The organism is Nocardia carnea, assembly GCF_029868855.1.
GTDB lineage: Bacteria > Actinomycetota > Actinomycetes > Mycobacteriales > Mycobacteriaceae > Nocardia > Nocardia carnea_A.
On the sequence record NZ_JARWOV010000186.1, the window covers coordinates 85,954 to 102,699 of the forward strand.

General features: G+C 67.3%; 15 protein-coding genes. 6 read left to right on the forward strand and 9 right to left on the reverse strand.

The genetic code is table 11. The features are described from left to right. Positions 1-20: 20 nt before the first annotated feature. From QH195_RS16860 to QH195_RS16870, 3 genes are read right to left on the reverse strand one after another with little or no spacing between them, the layout of a single operon-like run. Entirely contained in the window at positions 21-893 is an 873-nt protein-coding gene (locus tag QH195_RS16860; protein ID WP_280425843.1) for a sugar phosphate isomerase/epimerase family protein, read from the reverse strand. After that, positions 890-2,080, reverse strand: a complete 1,191-nt coding sequence (locus QH195_RS16865) for a dihydrodipicolinate synthase family protein (RefSeq protein WP_280436082.1) — start codon at positions 2,078-2,080, stop codon at positions 890-892. The genes QH195_RS16860 and QH195_RS16865 overlap by 4 nt, the downstream gene beginning before the upstream one ends. Continuing rightward, entirely contained in the window at positions 2,077-3,240 is a 1,164-nt protein-coding gene (locus QH195_RS16870) for a Gfo/Idh/MocA family protein (protein WP_280436083.1), read from the reverse strand. The genes QH195_RS16865 and QH195_RS16870 overlap by 4 nt, the downstream gene beginning before the upstream one ends. Positions 3,241-3,412: 172 nt before the next feature. Between QH195_RS16870 and QH195_RS16875 the strand changes: the two genes are divergently transcribed. The 5 genes from QH195_RS16875 (at position 3,413) to QH195_RS16895 (ending at position 8,559) form a co-directional block, all read left to right on the forward strand. Next, complete coding sequence (locus QH195_RS16875; RefSeq protein WP_280436084.1) at positions 3,413-4,453, forward strand: LacI family DNA-binding transcriptional regulator; 1,041 nt, start codon at positions 3,413-3,415, stop codon at positions 4,451-4,453. Positions 4,454-4,675: 222 nt separating this feature from the next. Beyond that, entirely contained in the window at positions 4,676-5,452 is a 777-nt protein-coding gene (locus QH195_RS16880; protein ID WP_280436085.1) for an ABC transporter permease, read from the forward strand. Between the two features lie 44 nt (positions 5,453-5,496). After that, complete coding sequence (locus tag QH195_RS16885) at positions 5,497-6,537, forward strand: ABC transporter substrate-binding protein (protein ID WP_280436086.1); 1,041 nt, start codon at positions 5,497-5,499, stop codon at positions 6,535-6,537. A 17-nt stretch (positions 6,538-6,554) separates the two neighbouring features. Then, positions 6,555-7,361, forward strand: a complete 807-nt coding sequence (locus QH195_RS16890; RefSeq protein ID WP_280436087.1) for an ABC transporter ATP-binding protein — start codon at positions 6,555-6,557, stop codon at positions 7,359-7,361. A 40-nt stretch (positions 7,362-7,401) separates the two neighbouring features. Continuing rightward, the gene (locus tag QH195_RS16895) at positions 7,402-8,559 is read left to right on the forward strand and encodes a glycerate kinase (protein WP_280436088.1); all 1,158 of its coding nucleotides are present in this window, start codon (positions 7,402-7,404) and stop codon (positions 8,557-8,559) included. An 8-nt stretch (positions 8,560-8,567) separates the two neighbouring features. Here QH195_RS16895 and QH195_RS16900 read toward each other — a convergent pair whose 3' ends face one another. From QH195_RS16900 to QH195_RS16925, 6 genes are read right to left on the reverse strand one after another with little or no spacing between them, the layout of a single operon-like run. Next, complete coding sequence (locus QH195_RS16900) at positions 8,568-9,743, reverse strand: fumarylacetoacetate hydrolase family protein (protein WP_280436089.1); 1,176 nt, start codon at positions 9,741-9,743, stop codon at positions 8,568-8,570. Continuing rightward, a complete protein-coding gene (locus QH195_RS16905; protein ID WP_280436090.1) occupies positions 9,740-10,867 on the reverse strand; it encodes an extracellular solute-binding protein in 1,128 nt (375 codons plus the stop codon). The genes QH195_RS16900 and QH195_RS16905 overlap by 4 nt, the downstream gene beginning before the upstream one ends. Further along, positions 10,864-12,252, reverse strand: a complete 1,389-nt coding sequence (locus tag QH195_RS16910; protein WP_280436091.1) for an aldehyde dehydrogenase (NADP(+)) — start codon at positions 12,250-12,252, stop codon at positions 10,864-10,866. Before QH195_RS16910 ends, QH195_RS16905 begins: the two co-directional genes overlap by 4 nt. Beyond that, on the reverse strand, positions 12,249-12,716 hold the full coding sequence (locus QH195_RS16915; RefSeq protein ID WP_280425832.1) for a MaoC family dehydratase: 468 nt from the start codon (positions 12,714-12,716) through the stop codon (positions 12,249-12,251). Before QH195_RS16915 ends, QH195_RS16910 begins: the two co-directional genes overlap by 4 nt. Further along, a complete protein-coding gene (locus tag QH195_RS16920; RefSeq protein ID WP_280436092.1) occupies positions 12,713-14,062 on the reverse strand; it encodes an MFS transporter in 1,350 nt (449 codons plus the stop codon). The genes QH195_RS16915 and QH195_RS16920 overlap by 4 nt, the downstream gene beginning before the upstream one ends. A 25-nt stretch (positions 14,063-14,087) precedes the next feature. Beyond that, positions 14,088-15,302, reverse strand: coding sequence for a CaiB/BaiF CoA transferase family protein (locus QH195_RS16925; protein ID WP_280436093.1), 1,215 nt, complete (start codon positions 15,300-15,302; stop codon positions 14,088-14,090). A 206-nt stretch (positions 15,303-15,508) separates the two neighbouring features. Between QH195_RS16925 and QH195_RS16930 the strand changes: the two genes are divergently transcribed. Then, positions 15,509-16,549 carry a LacI family DNA-binding transcriptional regulator gene (locus QH195_RS16930; RefSeq protein WP_280436094.1) on the forward strand — a complete coding sequence of 347 codons (1,041 nt, stop codon included), beginning with the start codon at positions 15,509-15,511 and terminating at the stop codon, positions 16,547-16,549. The last annotated feature ends 197 nt before the right edge of the window (positions 16,550-16,746 follow it).

Consider the following 16,746-nt stretch of genomic DNA (forward strand, 5'->3'; position numbering starts at 1 on the left):
CTCGGCCTCTTCGGCCCGGTTCAGTCCACGAGGGCAGGAAGAACCAGGTCTCGGTAGCGCTGCTTCATCGTCTCGAGCACTTCCCGACCGTCGGCGGCCCAGATATCCGCGTTGAAGATCTCGACCTCGACGTCGCCTCGGTAACCGGCGCTGCGAACCCACCGGCCGATGGTCGGGAAGTCGATGACGCCGTCGCCCATCATGCCGCGGGACAGCAGCGGGTCGGCGGTCATCGGGTTCAGCCAGTCACATACCTGGTACGAGCTGATCCGTCCGGCGGCGCCGGCCTGGGCGATCTGTTCTTCGAGGGCCGGATCCCACCAGATATGGAAGGTGTCGACCACGACGCCCACGGTCTCCGCCGGGTGCGGCTGGGCCATCGCCAATGCTTGGGACAGGGTGGAAATCACTGCCCGGTCGGCACAGAACATCGGGTGCAGAGGCTCGAGGGCGAGCCGGATGCCACGTTCGGCCGCGTACGGTGCCAGCAGTGCGAGCCGTTCGTCCACTCGCGCTCGCGCGGCGGCGAGGTCGCGATCGGGTATACCGCCCACCACCATCACCAGTTCCCGCGTGCCCAGGGTCGCCGCGTCGTCGATGGCGCGGCGGTTGTCGTCCAGCGCCGCCCGCCCGTCGCCCGGCTCGGTCAGAAAGCCGCCGCGGCACAGGCTGGAGACCCGCAACCCCGCATCGGCGACGATCTTCGCCGCGGCGGCCGCACCGATCTCGTCGACCCGATCGCGCCACAGTCCGATGGCGCCCAGCCCCGCCCGGGCGGCACCGTCCACCGCCTCGGCGAGGGTCCACCGTTTCGTCGTCGCCGTATTCAGCGACAGCGACCGGAACGGATCGGACAGATCGTAGGTACTGTGCCGGGCCGCAACAGAAGTCATGAGGTCAGTCCGTTCAGTTCGAGGTAGACGCGCATGCGGTGCGCGGCCAGTTCCGGGTCGGACAGGAGACCGGCCTTGTCCGCGAGCCGGAACAGTTCGGCCAGATGAGTCACGGAGCGGCCCGTGGACAGGCCGCCCACCATCGAGAAACCCGGCTGCTTGTCGTTGAGCCAGGACAAGAACGCGATCCCGGTCTTGTAGTAGTACGTCGGTGCGGTGAAGATGTGACGCCCCAGTTCCTGTGTGGCGCTGAGAATTTCCGACGCACGGGCCGCATTGCCGTTGTCGAGTTCCTGGAGCGCGGTGGACGCGGCCGGGTAGATCGCCGCGAAGATGCCGAGCAGCGCATCCGAGTGCCCGTGCGCGTCACCGATGATCAGCTCCGGGTAGTTGAAATCGTCGCCTGTATACAGCCGCACGCCCTCGGGCAGGGCACGGCGCAGGGCGATCTCGTGCGCCGCGTCCAGCAGTGAGACCTTGACGCCGTCGATCTTCGATCGGTTGTTCTCGATGAGCGTGCGGAACGTCTCGGTGGCGGTATCGATATCGGGGCTGCCCCAGTATCCGTGCAGCGCGGGATCGAACATGGTGCCGAGCCAGTGCAGGATCACCGGCCTGTCCGCACCGGCCAGCAACTTCTCGTAGACGGATATGTAGTCGGCGGCCGAGCGTGCCACCTGGACGAGTGCCCTCGAGGCCATCAGGATCACCTGAGCTCCGGCGTCGGTGACCACGTCGATCTGCTCACGATAGGCGTCGACGATCCTGGCGAGTCCGGCCGGTCCGGTAGGTAGACCGGCGAGGTCGAGCTGATCGGTTCCGGCTCCGCAGGCCAGCCGGCCACCGGCCGAGGCCGCCTCGGCACCGGATCGCCGGATCAATTCGGCGGTCGCCTGCCAGTCGAGGCCCATGCCGCGCTGTGCGGTGTCCATGGCATCGGCGACGCCGAGCCCGTACGACCACAGTTCGTGGCGGTAGGCCAGCGTCGCGTCCCAATCGACGGCCGCCGGAGCACCCGGTGTGTTGTCCGCTGTGGCGCGTGGAATCACGTGCGCGGCAGCGAAGGCCACACGCGAGGTGATCGGCCGGGCCGGCCGAGTCCACGCGCCCGGCGCACCGAGAACGTACGGTTCGAGCCGGCCACCGGTGGGCAGTAGGACCGAGACCCCCGTGGATGCCGCGGTCACAGCGTGACCTCCGGGATCTCGATCCGGCGGCCTTCGGCGGAGCTGCGCAGGCCGAGCTCGGCCAGTTGTACGCCGCGTGCGGCGGAGAGCATCCCGTAGCGGTGCGGCCGTCCGTGCACCACGTCGGTGAGGAACTCCTCCCATTGCAACTTGAATCCGTTGTCCAGGTCCGCGTTCGCCGGCACTTCCAGCCATTGGTCGCGGAACGGCTCGGTGACCGGGAGATCCGGATTCCAGACCGGTTTGGGCGTGTGCGAGCGATGCTGGGCGACACATTTGCGCAGGCCGGCGACGGCGGAGCCGTGCGTTCCGTCGATCTGGAACTCGACGAGCTCATCGCGGTACACGCGGACCGCCCACGACGAGTTGATCTGCGCGATCACGCCGTTCTCCATCTCGAAGATTCCGTAGGCCGCATCGTCGGCGGTCGCCGGATACGGCTTGCCCTGTTCGTCCCAACGCGTGGGGATGTGCGTGGCCGCCTTCGCGGTGACCGCCTCGACCTTGCCGAGCAGGCCCTCCAGCACATAGTTCCAGTGGCAGAACATATCGACGACGATGCCGCCGCCGTCTTCGGACCGGTAGTTCCAGCTGGGTCGCTGGGCGGGCTGGCCGTCGCCCTCGAAGACCCAGTAGCCGAATTCGCCGCGCAGCGAGAGGATCCGGCCGAAGAAACCTTCGTCCACGAGCCTGCGCAACTTCACCAGGCCCGGGAGGTAGAGCTTGTCGTGCACGACTCCCGCCGTGACGCCCGCGTTCGCCGCCACCCTGGCGAGTTCGACTGCCTCGGTGAGCGTTTCGGCGGTCGGCTTCTCGGTGAAGACGTGTTTACCCGCTTTCATCGCCGCGGCCAGCGCTTCGGCGCGACGGGACGTGACCTGTGCGTCGAAGTAGATGTCGATCGACGGATCGGCGATGACGGCGGCGGCGTCGACGCTCCATTCGGCGACCTCGTGTCGTTCGGCGAGCTCGGCGAGCTTGGCGGCATTGCGGCCGACCAGTATCGGCTCCACCTGGATACGGGTGCCGTCCGGGAGCTGTAGCCCGCCGGCGTCGCGGATCGGCAGGATGGATCGCACCAGGTGCTGGCGGTAGCCCATGCGTCCGGTGACGCCGTTCATGGCGATGCGGAGCGTGCGCTGCGGAGTGGAATCGGGCATGGCTGGGTGCCTCTTCTGATTTGCGTGGCTGACGACCGCGGAACGGGTCGTGGAGGTGCGGTGGGACCGCATCTGTCGAGTGGACAAGTCAGCGTCGGAATGCGCTTTCCAAGCTATGCTAGTCCCGAAGTCCGGTCAACCCCACGAGTACGAGAGAACGAGGCACGAAGCCATGGCGGCTGTGAGATTGCAAGATGTCGCGACCCGGGCGGGCGTCTCCCAGGCGACCGCGTCCCGGGTACTCAACGGCTCGTCACGGGTGCCCGGCGAAGGCGTCGCCGACCGGGTCCGCGCCGCCGCCGCCGAATTGGGATATGTGGCAAATGCCCAGGCCCAGGCCCTTGCACGGTCCTCGACCGGACTCATCGGACTCGTCGTGCACGATATCGCCGACCCCTACTTCTCCTCGATCGTGCAGGGCGTCCAGGCAGCCGCACGCAGGGCCGGCAAACTCGTTCTGCTGTCCAGTACACAACGCGATTTCGATATCGAACGCGAATCCGTGAGTACCTTCATCTCACACCGCGCCGATGCGATCATCCTGGCGGGTTCCCGGCAGAGCGGGGATCTCGACCGCGATCTCGAGAAGGACTGCGCACGATATCTGGACAACAACGGCAAGGTGGTCGTCATCGGCCAACCGCTCCCGTTCGGAGCCGCCGTGGAGCCCGAGAACCACGCTGCCTCCGCTCAACTGGCGCATGCCCTGCTCGAGCAGGGCCACCGGGATTTCGCCGTCATCGGTGGTCCGGGCAATATCAGGACCGCCGTCGACCGGCGCAACGGCTTCGTCGAAGCGCTCGCCGCACAGGGCGTGACACCGCTGGTGGAGATCGCGGGCGATTTCTCCCGTGACGGTGGTTTCAGCGCCGCGCGCCGCCTCGCCGCCGCGCTGGACCTGCAATCCGGCCAGGCCGGCGGTATCGCGCCCTGCGTTTTCGCGGTCAGCGACGTGATGGCGATCGGCGCGATCGCGGCATGGCGGGAACTCGGCCTCACGGTGCCCGATGATGTCTGCGTCGCCGGGTTCGACGATATCCCGACACTGCGCGACCATGTGCCCGGCCTGTCGACGGTGGCACTGTCGTTGGTCGAGATCGGCGAACGGGCCGTCGCGCTGGCACTCGACGACTCGGCGACGGCCTCGCATACTCACGAATTCGTGCCCGGCCGCGTGATCCTGCGCGACAGCAGTATTTTGCGACGGGCCTGACCTGCGACAACTCGAAACCCTTGACACTGTGCGTCCGGTCACACTAGCCTCGGTTCCAGCGTCGGAAAGCGCATTCCCGGCGGGTGTAGTGCGAACCCCGCTCCACTACTAGCTTTAGGACTCCAGATGGCGGTAGTCACGTCCGTCGAGGCCGGTTCGTCCGCACCGAAAGCGACGCAACCCGTTCGCACTCGGCGCCGGAAACTCCCATCCCTCTCCACAATGTGGTCGACCGTATGGCGGCCGCTCGCCCTGGTGGCGGTGCTCGTCGTCGCATGGTGGGCCGTCACCGCGTTCGAGTTCGTCGAGCCATACATTCTGCCGTCACCGGCGGATACCTGGCGCACAGCGGCCGACAACTCGGCGTATCTGCTCGAGAACACCTGGGTCACCACCTACGAAACGGTGGTCGGCTTCGTTATCGCCGCGGTGATCGGCGAAGCCGTCGCGCTGGTGATGATCTACTCCCGCGGTGTCGAGCGAACGATGTACCCGCTCATCCTCTTCGCCCAGGTCATCCCCAAGATCGCGATCGCGCCGCTGTTCATCGTCTGGCTCGGGTTCGGCACCAGCCCCAAGATCCTGGTCGCCGTACTGATGGCATTCTTCCCCATCGTCATCGCCGGTATGGCCGGGCTGCGCTCGGTCGATCCCGAGATACTCGAACTCACTTCCACCATGGGCGCGAGCAACTGGAAGACGTTCGTCAAGGTCCGTTTTCCGGCATCGCTGCCGCAATTGATGTCCGGTCTCAAAATCGCCGCCACTCTCGCGGTCACCGGCGCCGTCGTCGGTGAATTCGTCGGCGCGAACGAAGGGCTCGGCTACGTCATTCTGCAGGCCAACGGCAATATCGACACAGCAATGCTGTTCGCCGCCCTGATCATCATGTCCATGCTGGGCATCATCCTGTTCGCGATCATCGAAATCGCCGAACAGTTCCTCATTCCCTGGCACGCCTCGCGCCGATCCACGGCTTCGGCCGTCGGCGCGGCATGAGCCTGTCGAACAACACCTATCAGTGCCACAGCTGGAGAACTCGCATGAAATTCCGAACTCGCACACTCACTACCATCGCCGCCGCCGCGGCCGCCTCGCTCCTGGTATTGACCGGCTGCGGGGGCGGCGGGAGCCAGGCGAAGGACCCCGGCACCGACGGGGAGACGACCGCGGTATCGCTGATGCTCAACTGGTACCCCTACGGTGAGCATGCCCCGTTCTATTACGGGGTGCAGGAGGGCATTTTCGCCAAGCACGGCATCGATCTGACGATTTCGGCCGGCCAGGGCTCCACCAAGACCGCGCAGGCGACCGGTTCGAAGCAGACCGACTTCGGCTGGGCCGATACCCCGGCCGTCCTCAGCAATATCGACAAGGGCGTCAAAATCAAGAGCGTCGGGGTCTTCCTCCAGACCACGCCCTCGGCAGTCCAGGTATTCGCCGATTCGAATATCCGTACCCCGGCAGATCTGGCGGGTAAAACCATTGCCGTCTCCGCGGGCGACGCACCGACCACGACCTTCCCGGTCTATCTCGACAAAGCCGGCGTCCCGGCTGATCAGGTGACCCAGCAGAGCCTCGATTCGGCGGGCAAGATGTCGGCGATGCTCTCGGGTCGTGTCGACGGGCTCATCGGGTTCGCACACGACCAGGGCCCCACCATTGCCAACAAGAGCGGCCGAGAAGTCCGCTACCTGCGGTATTCCGATCAGGGCCTGAGCTTCTTCAGCAACGGGCTGATCGCGAACCAGGCCACCATCGAGTCCTCGCCCGAACTGGTGCAGGCCATGGTGGACGCGACCAGCGAGGCCTTCGCCGCCGCGGTCGCGAAACCGGAGGCCGCGGTCGCGGCGATGGAAGGCAAGGATCCGCAACTGCCGCCCCAGGCGGTACTGCTCGAGCAGTGGCAGCAGACCATCCCGCTACTCAGCACACCGGAGACCGCGGGCACGGCACCGGGTACCAATTCCGAAGCCGATTGGCGCGCCACCGTCGATGTCCTCAGCAATGCGAGGCTCCTCGACAAAGCCGAGGACCCCGCCAAGTACTGGGAATCGAAGTTCACCCCCACCAGCAAGCCGTGACCGGAGCAGGTGACGATATGAGCACACCCACCGACACTCTCACCCGCGCCGATACCGCGGTCGCGGTAACGGATCTGACCGTACGGTTCTCGTCCAAGCGCGGCGAGGTCACCGCGCTCCACGAGGTAGGACTCCAGGTCCGTCGAGGCGAGTTCGTCTCGATCGTGGGCCCGTCCGGCTGCGGCAAGTCGACGCTGTTGAAGGTTGTCGCCGGCCTCACCGATGCGAGCAGTGGCAGCGTCGAACTCGGCGGTGCCCCCGTACGCGGGCCACAGCGCAATATCGGCTATGTATTCCAGCGTGCGGCACTGCTGGAATGGCGGACCGTCCGCAAGAACATCCTGCTCCAGGCCGAGATGCGCGGTTTGAACAAACGGGCGGCCGAGGCCGAATGCGCGCGCCTTATCGAGATGACCGGGCTCGGCGGATTCGAGAACGCCCTTCCCCACGAACTCTCCGGCGGTATGCAGCAGCGGGTTTCGCTGTGCCGAGCGCTGTTGCACGAGCCGGAAGTGCTGCTGATGGACGAGCCGTTCGGGGCGCTGGACGCGCTCACCCGGGAACGGATGAATATCGAGCTGCATCGGATCTGGCGGGAAACCGGCACGACGGTCCTGTTGGTCACCCATTCGGTGGCCGAGGCCGTCTACCTCGCCAACCGGGTGGTCGTGATGAGTCCGCGGCCGGGCCGGATCGTCGAACTGCTCGACGTGGACCTGCCCGCGCACCGGGAGTACGCCACGACGATGGAGCAGCCCGAGTTCATCAGGGTCGCCAACCGGGTCCGGGAACTACTCGGTTCGGCGGCGGCGCACGCGGACTGATATTCGATCCCCGCCCACTCGCTGAAAGGAGTTCGACCGCGTGAAGGTTCTGGTTGCCCCGGACAAGTTCAAGGGAAGCCTCTCCGCATCCGAGGTGGCCGACCGGCTGGCGGAAGGTTTGGCGACGGCGGGGGTCGACAGTTACCGGATGCCGCTGGCCGACGGCGGCGACGGGAGCGTCGACGCCGCGGTCGCGGCCGGGTTCGTTCCGCGTCCGGTGACGGTGGCAGGGGCGGGGGGAACACCGACATACGGGCGGATCGCGGTCTCCCGCGGTACCGCGGTGGTCGAGGTCGCCAACACCTGCGGCCTCACCACCCTGCCGAGCGGTCGTCCGCTGCCGTTGGACGCGAGCAGCCTGGGTATGGGACAGGCCATCTCGCAAGCGATGCGATATCGGCCGCGCCGGCTGGTCCTCGCCCTCGGTGGCAGCGCCGGCACCGACGGCGGGATGGGACTGCTCGCCGCGCTCGGCTATACGTTCGCCGACGCGAGGGGAAATCGATTACGCGGGTGCGGACGGTCTCTGGGGCGAGTCCATACGATCGACTCGTCGCGGGCCGCGAAACTCACCGGGGTCGAGATCGTGGTCGCCGGCGATGTCACCAATCCTCTGCTCGGGCCGGACGGTGCGGCGGCGGTGTACGGGCCGCAGAAGGGGGCCACCGACGACGAGGTGCGGTTTCTCGAGGCCGGCCTGAACAACCTCGTCCGAGCGTTCGCCCGCAGCGGCTATCCGGAGGCGACGACCGCCGCGGCTACGGCCGGGGCGGGGAGCGCAGGGGGAATCGGCTTCGCCGCGTTACTGCTGGGCGCCGAAATCGTCTCGGGCGCCGACTACTTCCTCGATCTGCTCGGATTCGATCACCATCTACCCGGTTGCGACCTGGTGATCACCGGGGAGGGAAGTATCGATGAGCAGACACCGAACGGCAAACTGCCCACGGTGGTTGCCCGCCGCTCACGCCCCGTTCCGGTCGTCGCTGTCGCAGGTCGGAGCACACTGCCCCAGAGCCGTTGGCAAGCAGCCGGATTCACCGATATTCATACCCTGGGCGACTACACCGACCGGGATACCGCCGACGACACCGACCTGACCCGGCAGCTGCTGACCCGAATCGGCCGACAGATCGGCCGTGCCGCCGCATACGGTCCCGAAGTGGTCGGCGATGACCGATGGTCGAGCGCCCGCAACTGAAGGATGGGCTAGAGGAGGCCACGCCGGGACAGGCTGCGGAACAGGTCGGCGGTGCCGAATTGCCACGGCTCACAGTTGTCGCTGGTACGTACCCGGTTGATCAGGCCGCCCAGGGCGGGGGCGCTGATGGTGACCAGGTCGTCGATGTGATGGGTGAATCCGAGTCCCGGTTCGGCCCGGTCCTGGACAGGAGCGAACATGGTGCCGAGGAACAGGACGACACCGTCCGGGTACTGATGGTGGCGGCCCATGAGCTGGCGGATGAGATCTTCCGGATCGCGGCTGATCTCGGCCATCGACGATTCGGCGCGCAGGGTGAAACCGTCGGTCCCGCGAACCTGCAATGTCACCGTCAGCTTGCGCACCGCGTCGAGATCGAAGGTGTCGTCGAACAACCGGACGAACGGTCCGACGGCAGCCGAGGCATTGTTGTCCTTGGCCGCGGTGAGCAACAAGGCCGATCTGCCCTCGAAGTCGCGTAGGTTGACATCGTTGCCGAGGCAGGCGCCGACGGCCCGGCCGGTGGACGAGATCACCAGCACCACTTCGGGTTCCGGATTGTTCCAGGTCGAACGGGGGTGCACACCGATATCGGTGGCGGTGCCGACACTGGCCATCGGCGCGGATTTGGTGAAGATCTCGGCGTCGGGTCCCAGACCGACCTCGAGGTACTGACTCCACCATCCCTCGGCGACCAGTAACTCCTTGAGCCGGGCGGTTTCTGCCGACCCCGGTTCCAGCGCGGACAGATCGGTGCCGACATGTTCGGTGATCTGCTCGCGCACCCGGTCGGCCAGGGTGACGTCACCGCGGCAGCGTTCTTCGATGACACGTTCCATCAGCGAGACGACGAAGGTGACACCTGCGGCCTTGATCGGTTGCAGATCGATCGGGCTGAGCAGCCTGGGTGTCCCGGACCGCCGGGATTCCGCCGGAGTGCAGGCGGCGATATCGGTGAGCGATCCGAGGTCCGGGCCGTCGCAGTCGCGGACGAACGCGGCGGGATCGTCGTACTCGGCGAGGTCACGCACCGTGGCGACCCGGGCGGTGATATCTGTCAAGCGACCGTCGCGCACCGTGACCACACTGGGGCCCTCGGGGCACATCACCCGCCCGACGAGAACGGAGCGGTCGTGGTCGGCGGGCAGGAGCATGTCGGCGGCCGGTGGCCAGGTGGTGGTCACGATACGGTCCTCGATGTCGTGGCCGGTGCGAGGCTGCGCTCGTAGCTCTCGTTCACCTCGCGGGTGAGCCGGCCGATGTCGCGGTGGTCGAACAGGCAGGCGCGCACGGCCGCGGCGCCCGCGTTCTGGAAGTCGATGGCGCCCGCGTGGCGGGGCCGGACCCAGGCGTCGTCGATGGTCGCCCGGGTCGTCCGGTAGAAGTCGTGGCTGCCGGCGTTGACGGCGTCGTCGTCCCAAGCGCCGGTGAGCCCCGGCTGACCCTCCTCTTCGACGATGAATCGACGCTGGGTGTCGGCGGTCATGAGCCAGCGCAGATGATCGAGCAGCGTCCGGTCCGGTGTACAGCGGGCGCTGATCGCGATGCCGGTGCCGCCCAGCACCGATCCGTGACGACCCGCGCGGCCGCGCGGCGCATCGGCGAACCACAGTGGGCGGGGCCGGCGGGCGTAGTTCACGTAGCCGTAGATATGCGGGCAGAAGTCCGGACCGCCGCCGCCGGACATCCGCTCCAGTACTGCGATGGGGTTGTCGTTGCCCTCGACCGGACGGTCGGAGACGAAGTGGCGCAGGATTTCGATCGCGCCGCCGTATTCCGCTTCCGTGAGGAACGTGTCACCGGCGCCGGGTGTGGCGCCGTCCCCCACCGCGATACCGCACAGGGTGAGAAAAAGGTGGGGCCCCGAGGTCGGTAATGCCGCGGGGATTTCACCGGCCAGTTCGACCGCTTCGGCCCAGGTCCGTGGAACGGGGATACCGGTGTCGCGCCGGACCGAAACCTGTGTGGCGGCGTCCAGTGGTAAGGCCCAGATATGTCCGGCCATCTCGTAGGACCGGGCCGAGGGCCCGACGCTCGCGGCTCGCCACGCCGCGAGTTCCGCCGCTGGGAAAAGCGCGTCGAGCGGTTGCAGCGCCCCGGTCTCGATCGCCTCACCGATATGCGGATGGTCCAGTACGACCAGGTCGTAGCGCCGGGCGGTCTCGGCGATGGGCGCCGATTCGAACCCCTCCAGTGGCTGGATATCCCAGCGGATATCGCAGGCGGGTGCGGCCGGGTGCTGGGTCGCGGCACGCAGTGCCCGGTAGCCGCGGGGATGATCCCAGGTCAGGCCGGTCCAGCTCGTCATCCGCGCAGCTCCTCGGGAAGCGTTGCGGTGGGCAGGTTCTGGTAGGCGACCGGTCGGGCGAACCGCAGCGCAGCCGCGGTGCCGACCGAGGTCGAAACGGGTGCGGTGGTGGCGGGCCAGGGACCGCCGTGCTGCTGGGCATCGCTCACCGTGACGCCGGTGGGCCACTGGTTCCAGATGATCCGGCCGGTCCGTTCGGTCAGGAGGTCGATCGCGGCGGCAGCCTGATCGTCGACCTCGTCGGCGCCCTGAACCGTCGCGGTCAGGCTGCCCTCGATCAGTTCCAGAACCGCGAGCGCCTGGGCGGGATCGTCGTATTCGACCAGTACCGCCGCCGGTCCGAAGATCTCGGTGGTGACGAGTGCCGGATCCGCCAGGGCGGCGGGCGCGGTGGTGGTGAGGATATGCGCGGCCGGTGCGTCCGGCGCGGAAGGCCCGGTCCGGGCGGTTTCGATATCCGGGTGTCTCGCCACCGCTGCCAAGGCCGCGCCGAACCCGTCGGATATCCGCGGATTGAGCATCGGTCCCACGGCGGGCAGGTCGAGCCGGTCCAGGAATCCGGCCAGGTCCGGAACCAGCACGACTCCCGGCTGGGTGCAGAACTGCCCGGTTCCCGTCGTCGCGGATTCGGTGAACCCGGTGACGATCTCGTCCGCCCGCTGCGCCCACCCCGCCCGGGTGACGAGCACCGGGTTGGTGCTGCCGAGTTCCCCGTAGAACGGGATGGGGTCCGGACGCGACACCGCCAGGTCGAACAGGGCGCGTCCGCCCGCCTCGGAACCGGTGAACCCGACCGCGCGGATCCGCTTGTCCAGTACGGCGGTGATACCCGCCTGTTTCCCTTCGATCAGGCCGAATACACCCTCGGGTGCCCCGGCGTCACGCAGCCGTTCGGTGACGATGCGGGCGGTGGCCCGGGAAAGTTCCGGATGGCCCTCGTGGGCTTTGACCACCACGGGGCAGCCCGCCGCCAGCGCGCTGACGGTATCGCCTCCGGCGACGGAGAACGCGAACGGGAAATTGCTCGCCGCGAACACCAGGACCGGGCCGATCGGCACATGGCTACGCCGGATATCGGGGCGCGGCCCCATCGGCCAATCGGGATCGGCCGGATCGATCCGCACCTCGAACAAGGTGCCCTGTTCGAGGCGTTCGGCGAAGAGCCGGGCCTGGAAGGCGGTGCGTACCAGCTCGTTACGCAGTCGCGGGAGCGGCAGTGCGGTTTCCCGGTGGGCGAGTTCGGCGAGTTCGGCGGCGCCGTCGTCGAGTCCCTGGGCGATCGCGCGCAGCTGGCTCGCGCACTGCGCGGCCGTGGCGCGGCGGGCCGGCCGGCGGGCGAGATGGGCTGCGGCGAGTATGTGTTCGACGGCCGCGGTGTCGGTCATGAGTTGGGCTCCTCGGAATGCGGTGTGCGGTCGACGGCGAGCACGTGTTTGCAGACGAGCACGGTGTCGCCGCGCTGGTTGACCCCGGTGTACTGCTTGGTGACCAGCCCGATGCGCGGGTTGCGGTGTTCGGCGAGGTCGACGACTTCCGAGGTCGCGCGAACGGTGTCGCCGGGCAGTACCGGGCGGGGAAAGCGGATGCGGTCGTAGCCGTAGGCCACGGCGCGGCCGTTGTACTCGACGGTGAGCCCGACCACCACGCCGAAGGTGAGGACGCCGTGGGCGATCACGTTGCCGAACCTCGGCTCCGCGAAACCGGGGTCGGTGTGGGCGGGATGGTGGTCTCCGGTGAGATCGGCGAACCGGGCGATATCGGCGGCGGCGATCACTCGGGTGCCACCCGTGCCGGTCTCCCCGATCGTGTACTCCTCGAAGTACCGGTCCTCGAATTGCGGGGTGGTCATACCTTCGCTCCTGCGATGACGGTGCCGGTCGGCTGGGTGGTCACATGGTTGAAGTGGTCGTCGCTGTCCTGATCCGCGTCGCTGCGGTAGCGCTTGGAGAGGTAGACGGAGACGAATGCGACGGTCGCCATGACCACCATCCACACCGCCACCGGCCACCAGTGCCCGAAACCGGCGAACATGGCCGTGGCGATCAGCGGGGTGGTGCCGCCCAGCAGAGCGCCACTCACCTCTCGGGCGAAGGCGACTCCCGAGTACCGCATGGCAGGCGGGAACATTTCCGCCAGGAACGCGGCCTGCGCCGCATAGCAGGTGGCCACCGCGCCGACGAAGCAGATCACCAGCGCGAGGATGATCAACGCGGGTACCCGGGTGTCGATGAGGGCGAACATCGGGAAGGCCCAGATGATGCCGAATCCGGCGCCGAACAGGAACAATCTGCGCCGTCCGAAGCGGTCGCCGACCCGGCCGAATACCGGCATGAACGCCGCACCCGCCACCAGCACCACGGCATTGATACCGAGCCCGGCCATGGCCGCGAGGCCGATATCGTTGGTCAGGTAGCTCAGTGCCCAGACCTGCGGGATATACGAGAAACCCGAGAGCATGAAGTTCGATCCGAGACTGAGTGCCAGCCGGCCCTTGGCCGTCCGGAACAGCTCCAGCAGCGGAATTTTCGTATCGTCCTTCTTCGCCTGTTCGAAGCTCTCGGTCTCCGTGACGCGGCGCCGGATGTACAGGCTGATCACCAGCATGACCAGGCTGAGCAGGAACGGTATCCGCCAGCCCCACTGCTCGAAGTTGTCGCCGGTCAGCCAGAGCACGATCTGGAAGGTGCCCAGCCCCAGGGCCGAGCCGAGCCACACACCCCCGCCCGACCAGGACGCGTAGAACCCGCGACTCCCGCGCGGTGCCGCCTCCGAGGACAACACCACCGCGCCGGCATATTCGGCGCCCGCGCCGAGTCCCTGGATGATCCGGAGCAGGACCAGTAGAACGGGAGCGGCCAGTCCGATCGAGTGGTAGCTGGGTAGCAGCCCGATGAGCGCGGTCGACACACCCATGATGCCGAGCGTGACGATCATGACCGGTTTCCGGCCGATCTTGTCGCCGAGATGCCCGAAGACCACGCCACCGAAGGGCCGGGCGAAGTAGCCGACGGCGAAGGTGGCGAACGACGCGAGCAGACCGGTCGTGGGACTGGCGTCGACGAAGAAGTAACTGTTGAAGACGAGGGCCGCGGCCGCGCCGTAGAGCGCGAAGTCGTACCACTCGACGAGACTGCCGACCGCGGACGCCGCTGCCGCGCGGCGTGCCTGCTGAACCGGTGGGGCGGTTGTACTCATGAAGGGATCTTTCGGTGATGCGTCGTCAGGAATTGCGCGCGACGACGGGAGACCGGTGGCGGTGGATGGTGCCGGTCGATTCGAGTTCCTCGATCCGGTCGATGCTCACGCCGAGCTCCAGCAACACTTCCTGGGTGTGCTGGCCGTTCAGCGGCGCCGGCCGGTAGACCTTCTGGGTCTGGTTGCTCAGCCGGAACGCGAAACCGGGGGTCACCACGGTGCCCTCGGTCGGGTGGTCGTATTCGACGAAGGAGTTGTTGTGCCGGACCTGCGGATCGTCGCGGAGCTGGGTGTAGTCGTAGACCGGGCCGACCCATACCCCCGCGCCGCCGAGGGCGTCGAGCCAGTGCGCGGTGGTATTCGCCGCGAGGTTCTCGGTGACCAGCGCGGAGATCTCGTCGCGGTGGGTGAATCCGTCGCGTTCGGCGTCGTAGGCCAGGAACCGGTCGTCGCCGAAAACCTTCGCCAGTGCGTCCATTTCCGCGAAGGACAGCGCGAGATAGCCGTCCGAGGTGGGGAAAACGCCGTAGGGAGCACGGATATAGGAGTGGGCGTGGATCTGATCGGTCGGTTCCTGCCGGACCCCGCCGACCGTCGCGACACTGATCTCCTGCATCTGCGCGGCGATGATCGAATCCAGCATATTCGCCTCCACCAGCTGGCCGTCACCGGTGCGTTCCCGGTGGAACAGCGCGGCCATGGCGCCTTCGAAGGCCGAGTAGGCGGTGATGGCGTCGGCCAGGAAGAACGGTGCCGGGCGCGGCGGTTCGCCGTGGCGGCGGGCGCTGGCCAGGCCCCCGCTCATCGCCTGGAGAAGCACGTCCTGGCCGGGCCGGTCGGCATACGGCCCGGTGGTTCCGTAACCGGACATCGACACGTAGACCAGGTCGGGTTTGATCGCCCGCAGGGTTTCGTAGTCGACGCCGAGCCGATCCGCCACGCCCGGGCGGTAGTTCTGCAGGAAGACATCCGCACCGCGCACCAGTTCGTACAGCAACTCGCGACCCGCCGGGTCCTTGAGATTCATCGATAGCGAACGCTTATTGCGGTTCAGCGAGAGGAACGAGGCATTGACCTCGTTACCGCGGGCGCCGCCGGCCGAAACATGGCGCTGCCATTCCCCCGTCACCGGTTCCACCTTGATCACATCGGCTCCGAGATCTGCCAGTTTCTGCGCGGCGAACGGCCCGGCCATGGCGATCGACAGATCCAGCACCCGGATACCGTCCAGCACATTCATCCTGCTACTCCCTGCCTCGGGACCACTGTACGAGTAGTCACATGGTGTTCTGCGCCACGGATGTTAGCGGTAACGTTAGCGGTAACGCAATACCGTCCAGTCGACCGGCTACGGATCGGTGAACACTCCGCGCACGACCCGGACCGTGCGCAGCGGTATGCTCCGCACACAGCAAGGACAGCGTTTCGGGAGGTGGCGTGGCCGGAGTGGAACGACGACGGCGGGTTCGCGCCAAATCGTCCACGAAATCGGTCACCATGCAGGATGTCGGGCGGGCGGCCGGGGTCTCCGCGCAAACCGTCTCGCGAGCCCTCAGTTTCCCCGATCAGGTCTCCGAGGAGACCCGGCGCCGCGTACAGCGCGCCATCGCCGACACCGGCTATCTGCCGAATCTGGCCGCCAGCAGTCTGGCGTCGAACCGCAGCCGCACCATTGCCGCCATCCTGCCGGTCATCTCGACCTCGATCTTCTCCGATACGCTGCGCGCCGCCGCGGGCCGGCTCAACCCCGCCGGATACCAGTTGATCGTGGGCTACACCGATTACCACCCGGAACGCGAGGAAGACCTGGTACGCGGCTTCATCCAGCGGCGCCCGGACGGCTTCTTCATCGTCGGCACGCTGCATACCCCGGAAACGTTGCGGCTGTTACGCGCCTACGGTGCGCCCGTCGTCGAAACCTGGGACTGGATCGACGAACCGATGGACACCCTGGTCGGTTTCTCGAACGAATCCGCGACCGGCGATCTGGTCCGGCATCTCGTGGACCGCGGCCACCGCGCCCTGGTGTTCGCCGGTACCTTCGGCTCCGGCGACGCCCGTGCCATCCGGCGCCGCGACGGATTCACCCGCGCCGTGGGCGAACTACTGCCGGACGAGCCCGTCCGCATCGTCGACCTGCCGGACCGCGATATCTCGATGGACACCGGTATCGACCTGCTCGACGCCGCCCTGGGACGCTTCCCGGAAGCGACAGCGATCATGTTCGCCACCGACGTCCTCGCCACCGGCGCCGTTCTCGCGGCACAGCGCCGAGGGATCGCCGTACCGGATCGCCTGGCCATCGCCGGGTTCGGCGATTTCGAGATGTCCCGGCATCTCAACCCGGCCCTCACCACGGTGAGCGTCGATGTCGACGCAATCGGCACCAAGGCCGCCGAACTGCTGCTGGCCCGGTTGGCCGGTACCGCGATCGAGTCTGCCACCGTAGACGTCGGCTACCGGATCGTCACCCGCGAGAGCGCCTGAGCATCAGCATCTCTCGCGAGTGCGGGTGACTCGGCCCGGCGGTGGGGCGATGACGTCGACGGCACACAACGGCAACGATCGAAATCGGGCACCTGCAGGGCCTGCTCGATCTGCTCGCCTCGGACATGGGGCCCCTGGGTCACGACAGGAGGCGGCCCCCGCAACCTATCGCGGGGCCGAAGCGGTGGCCTGGCCCG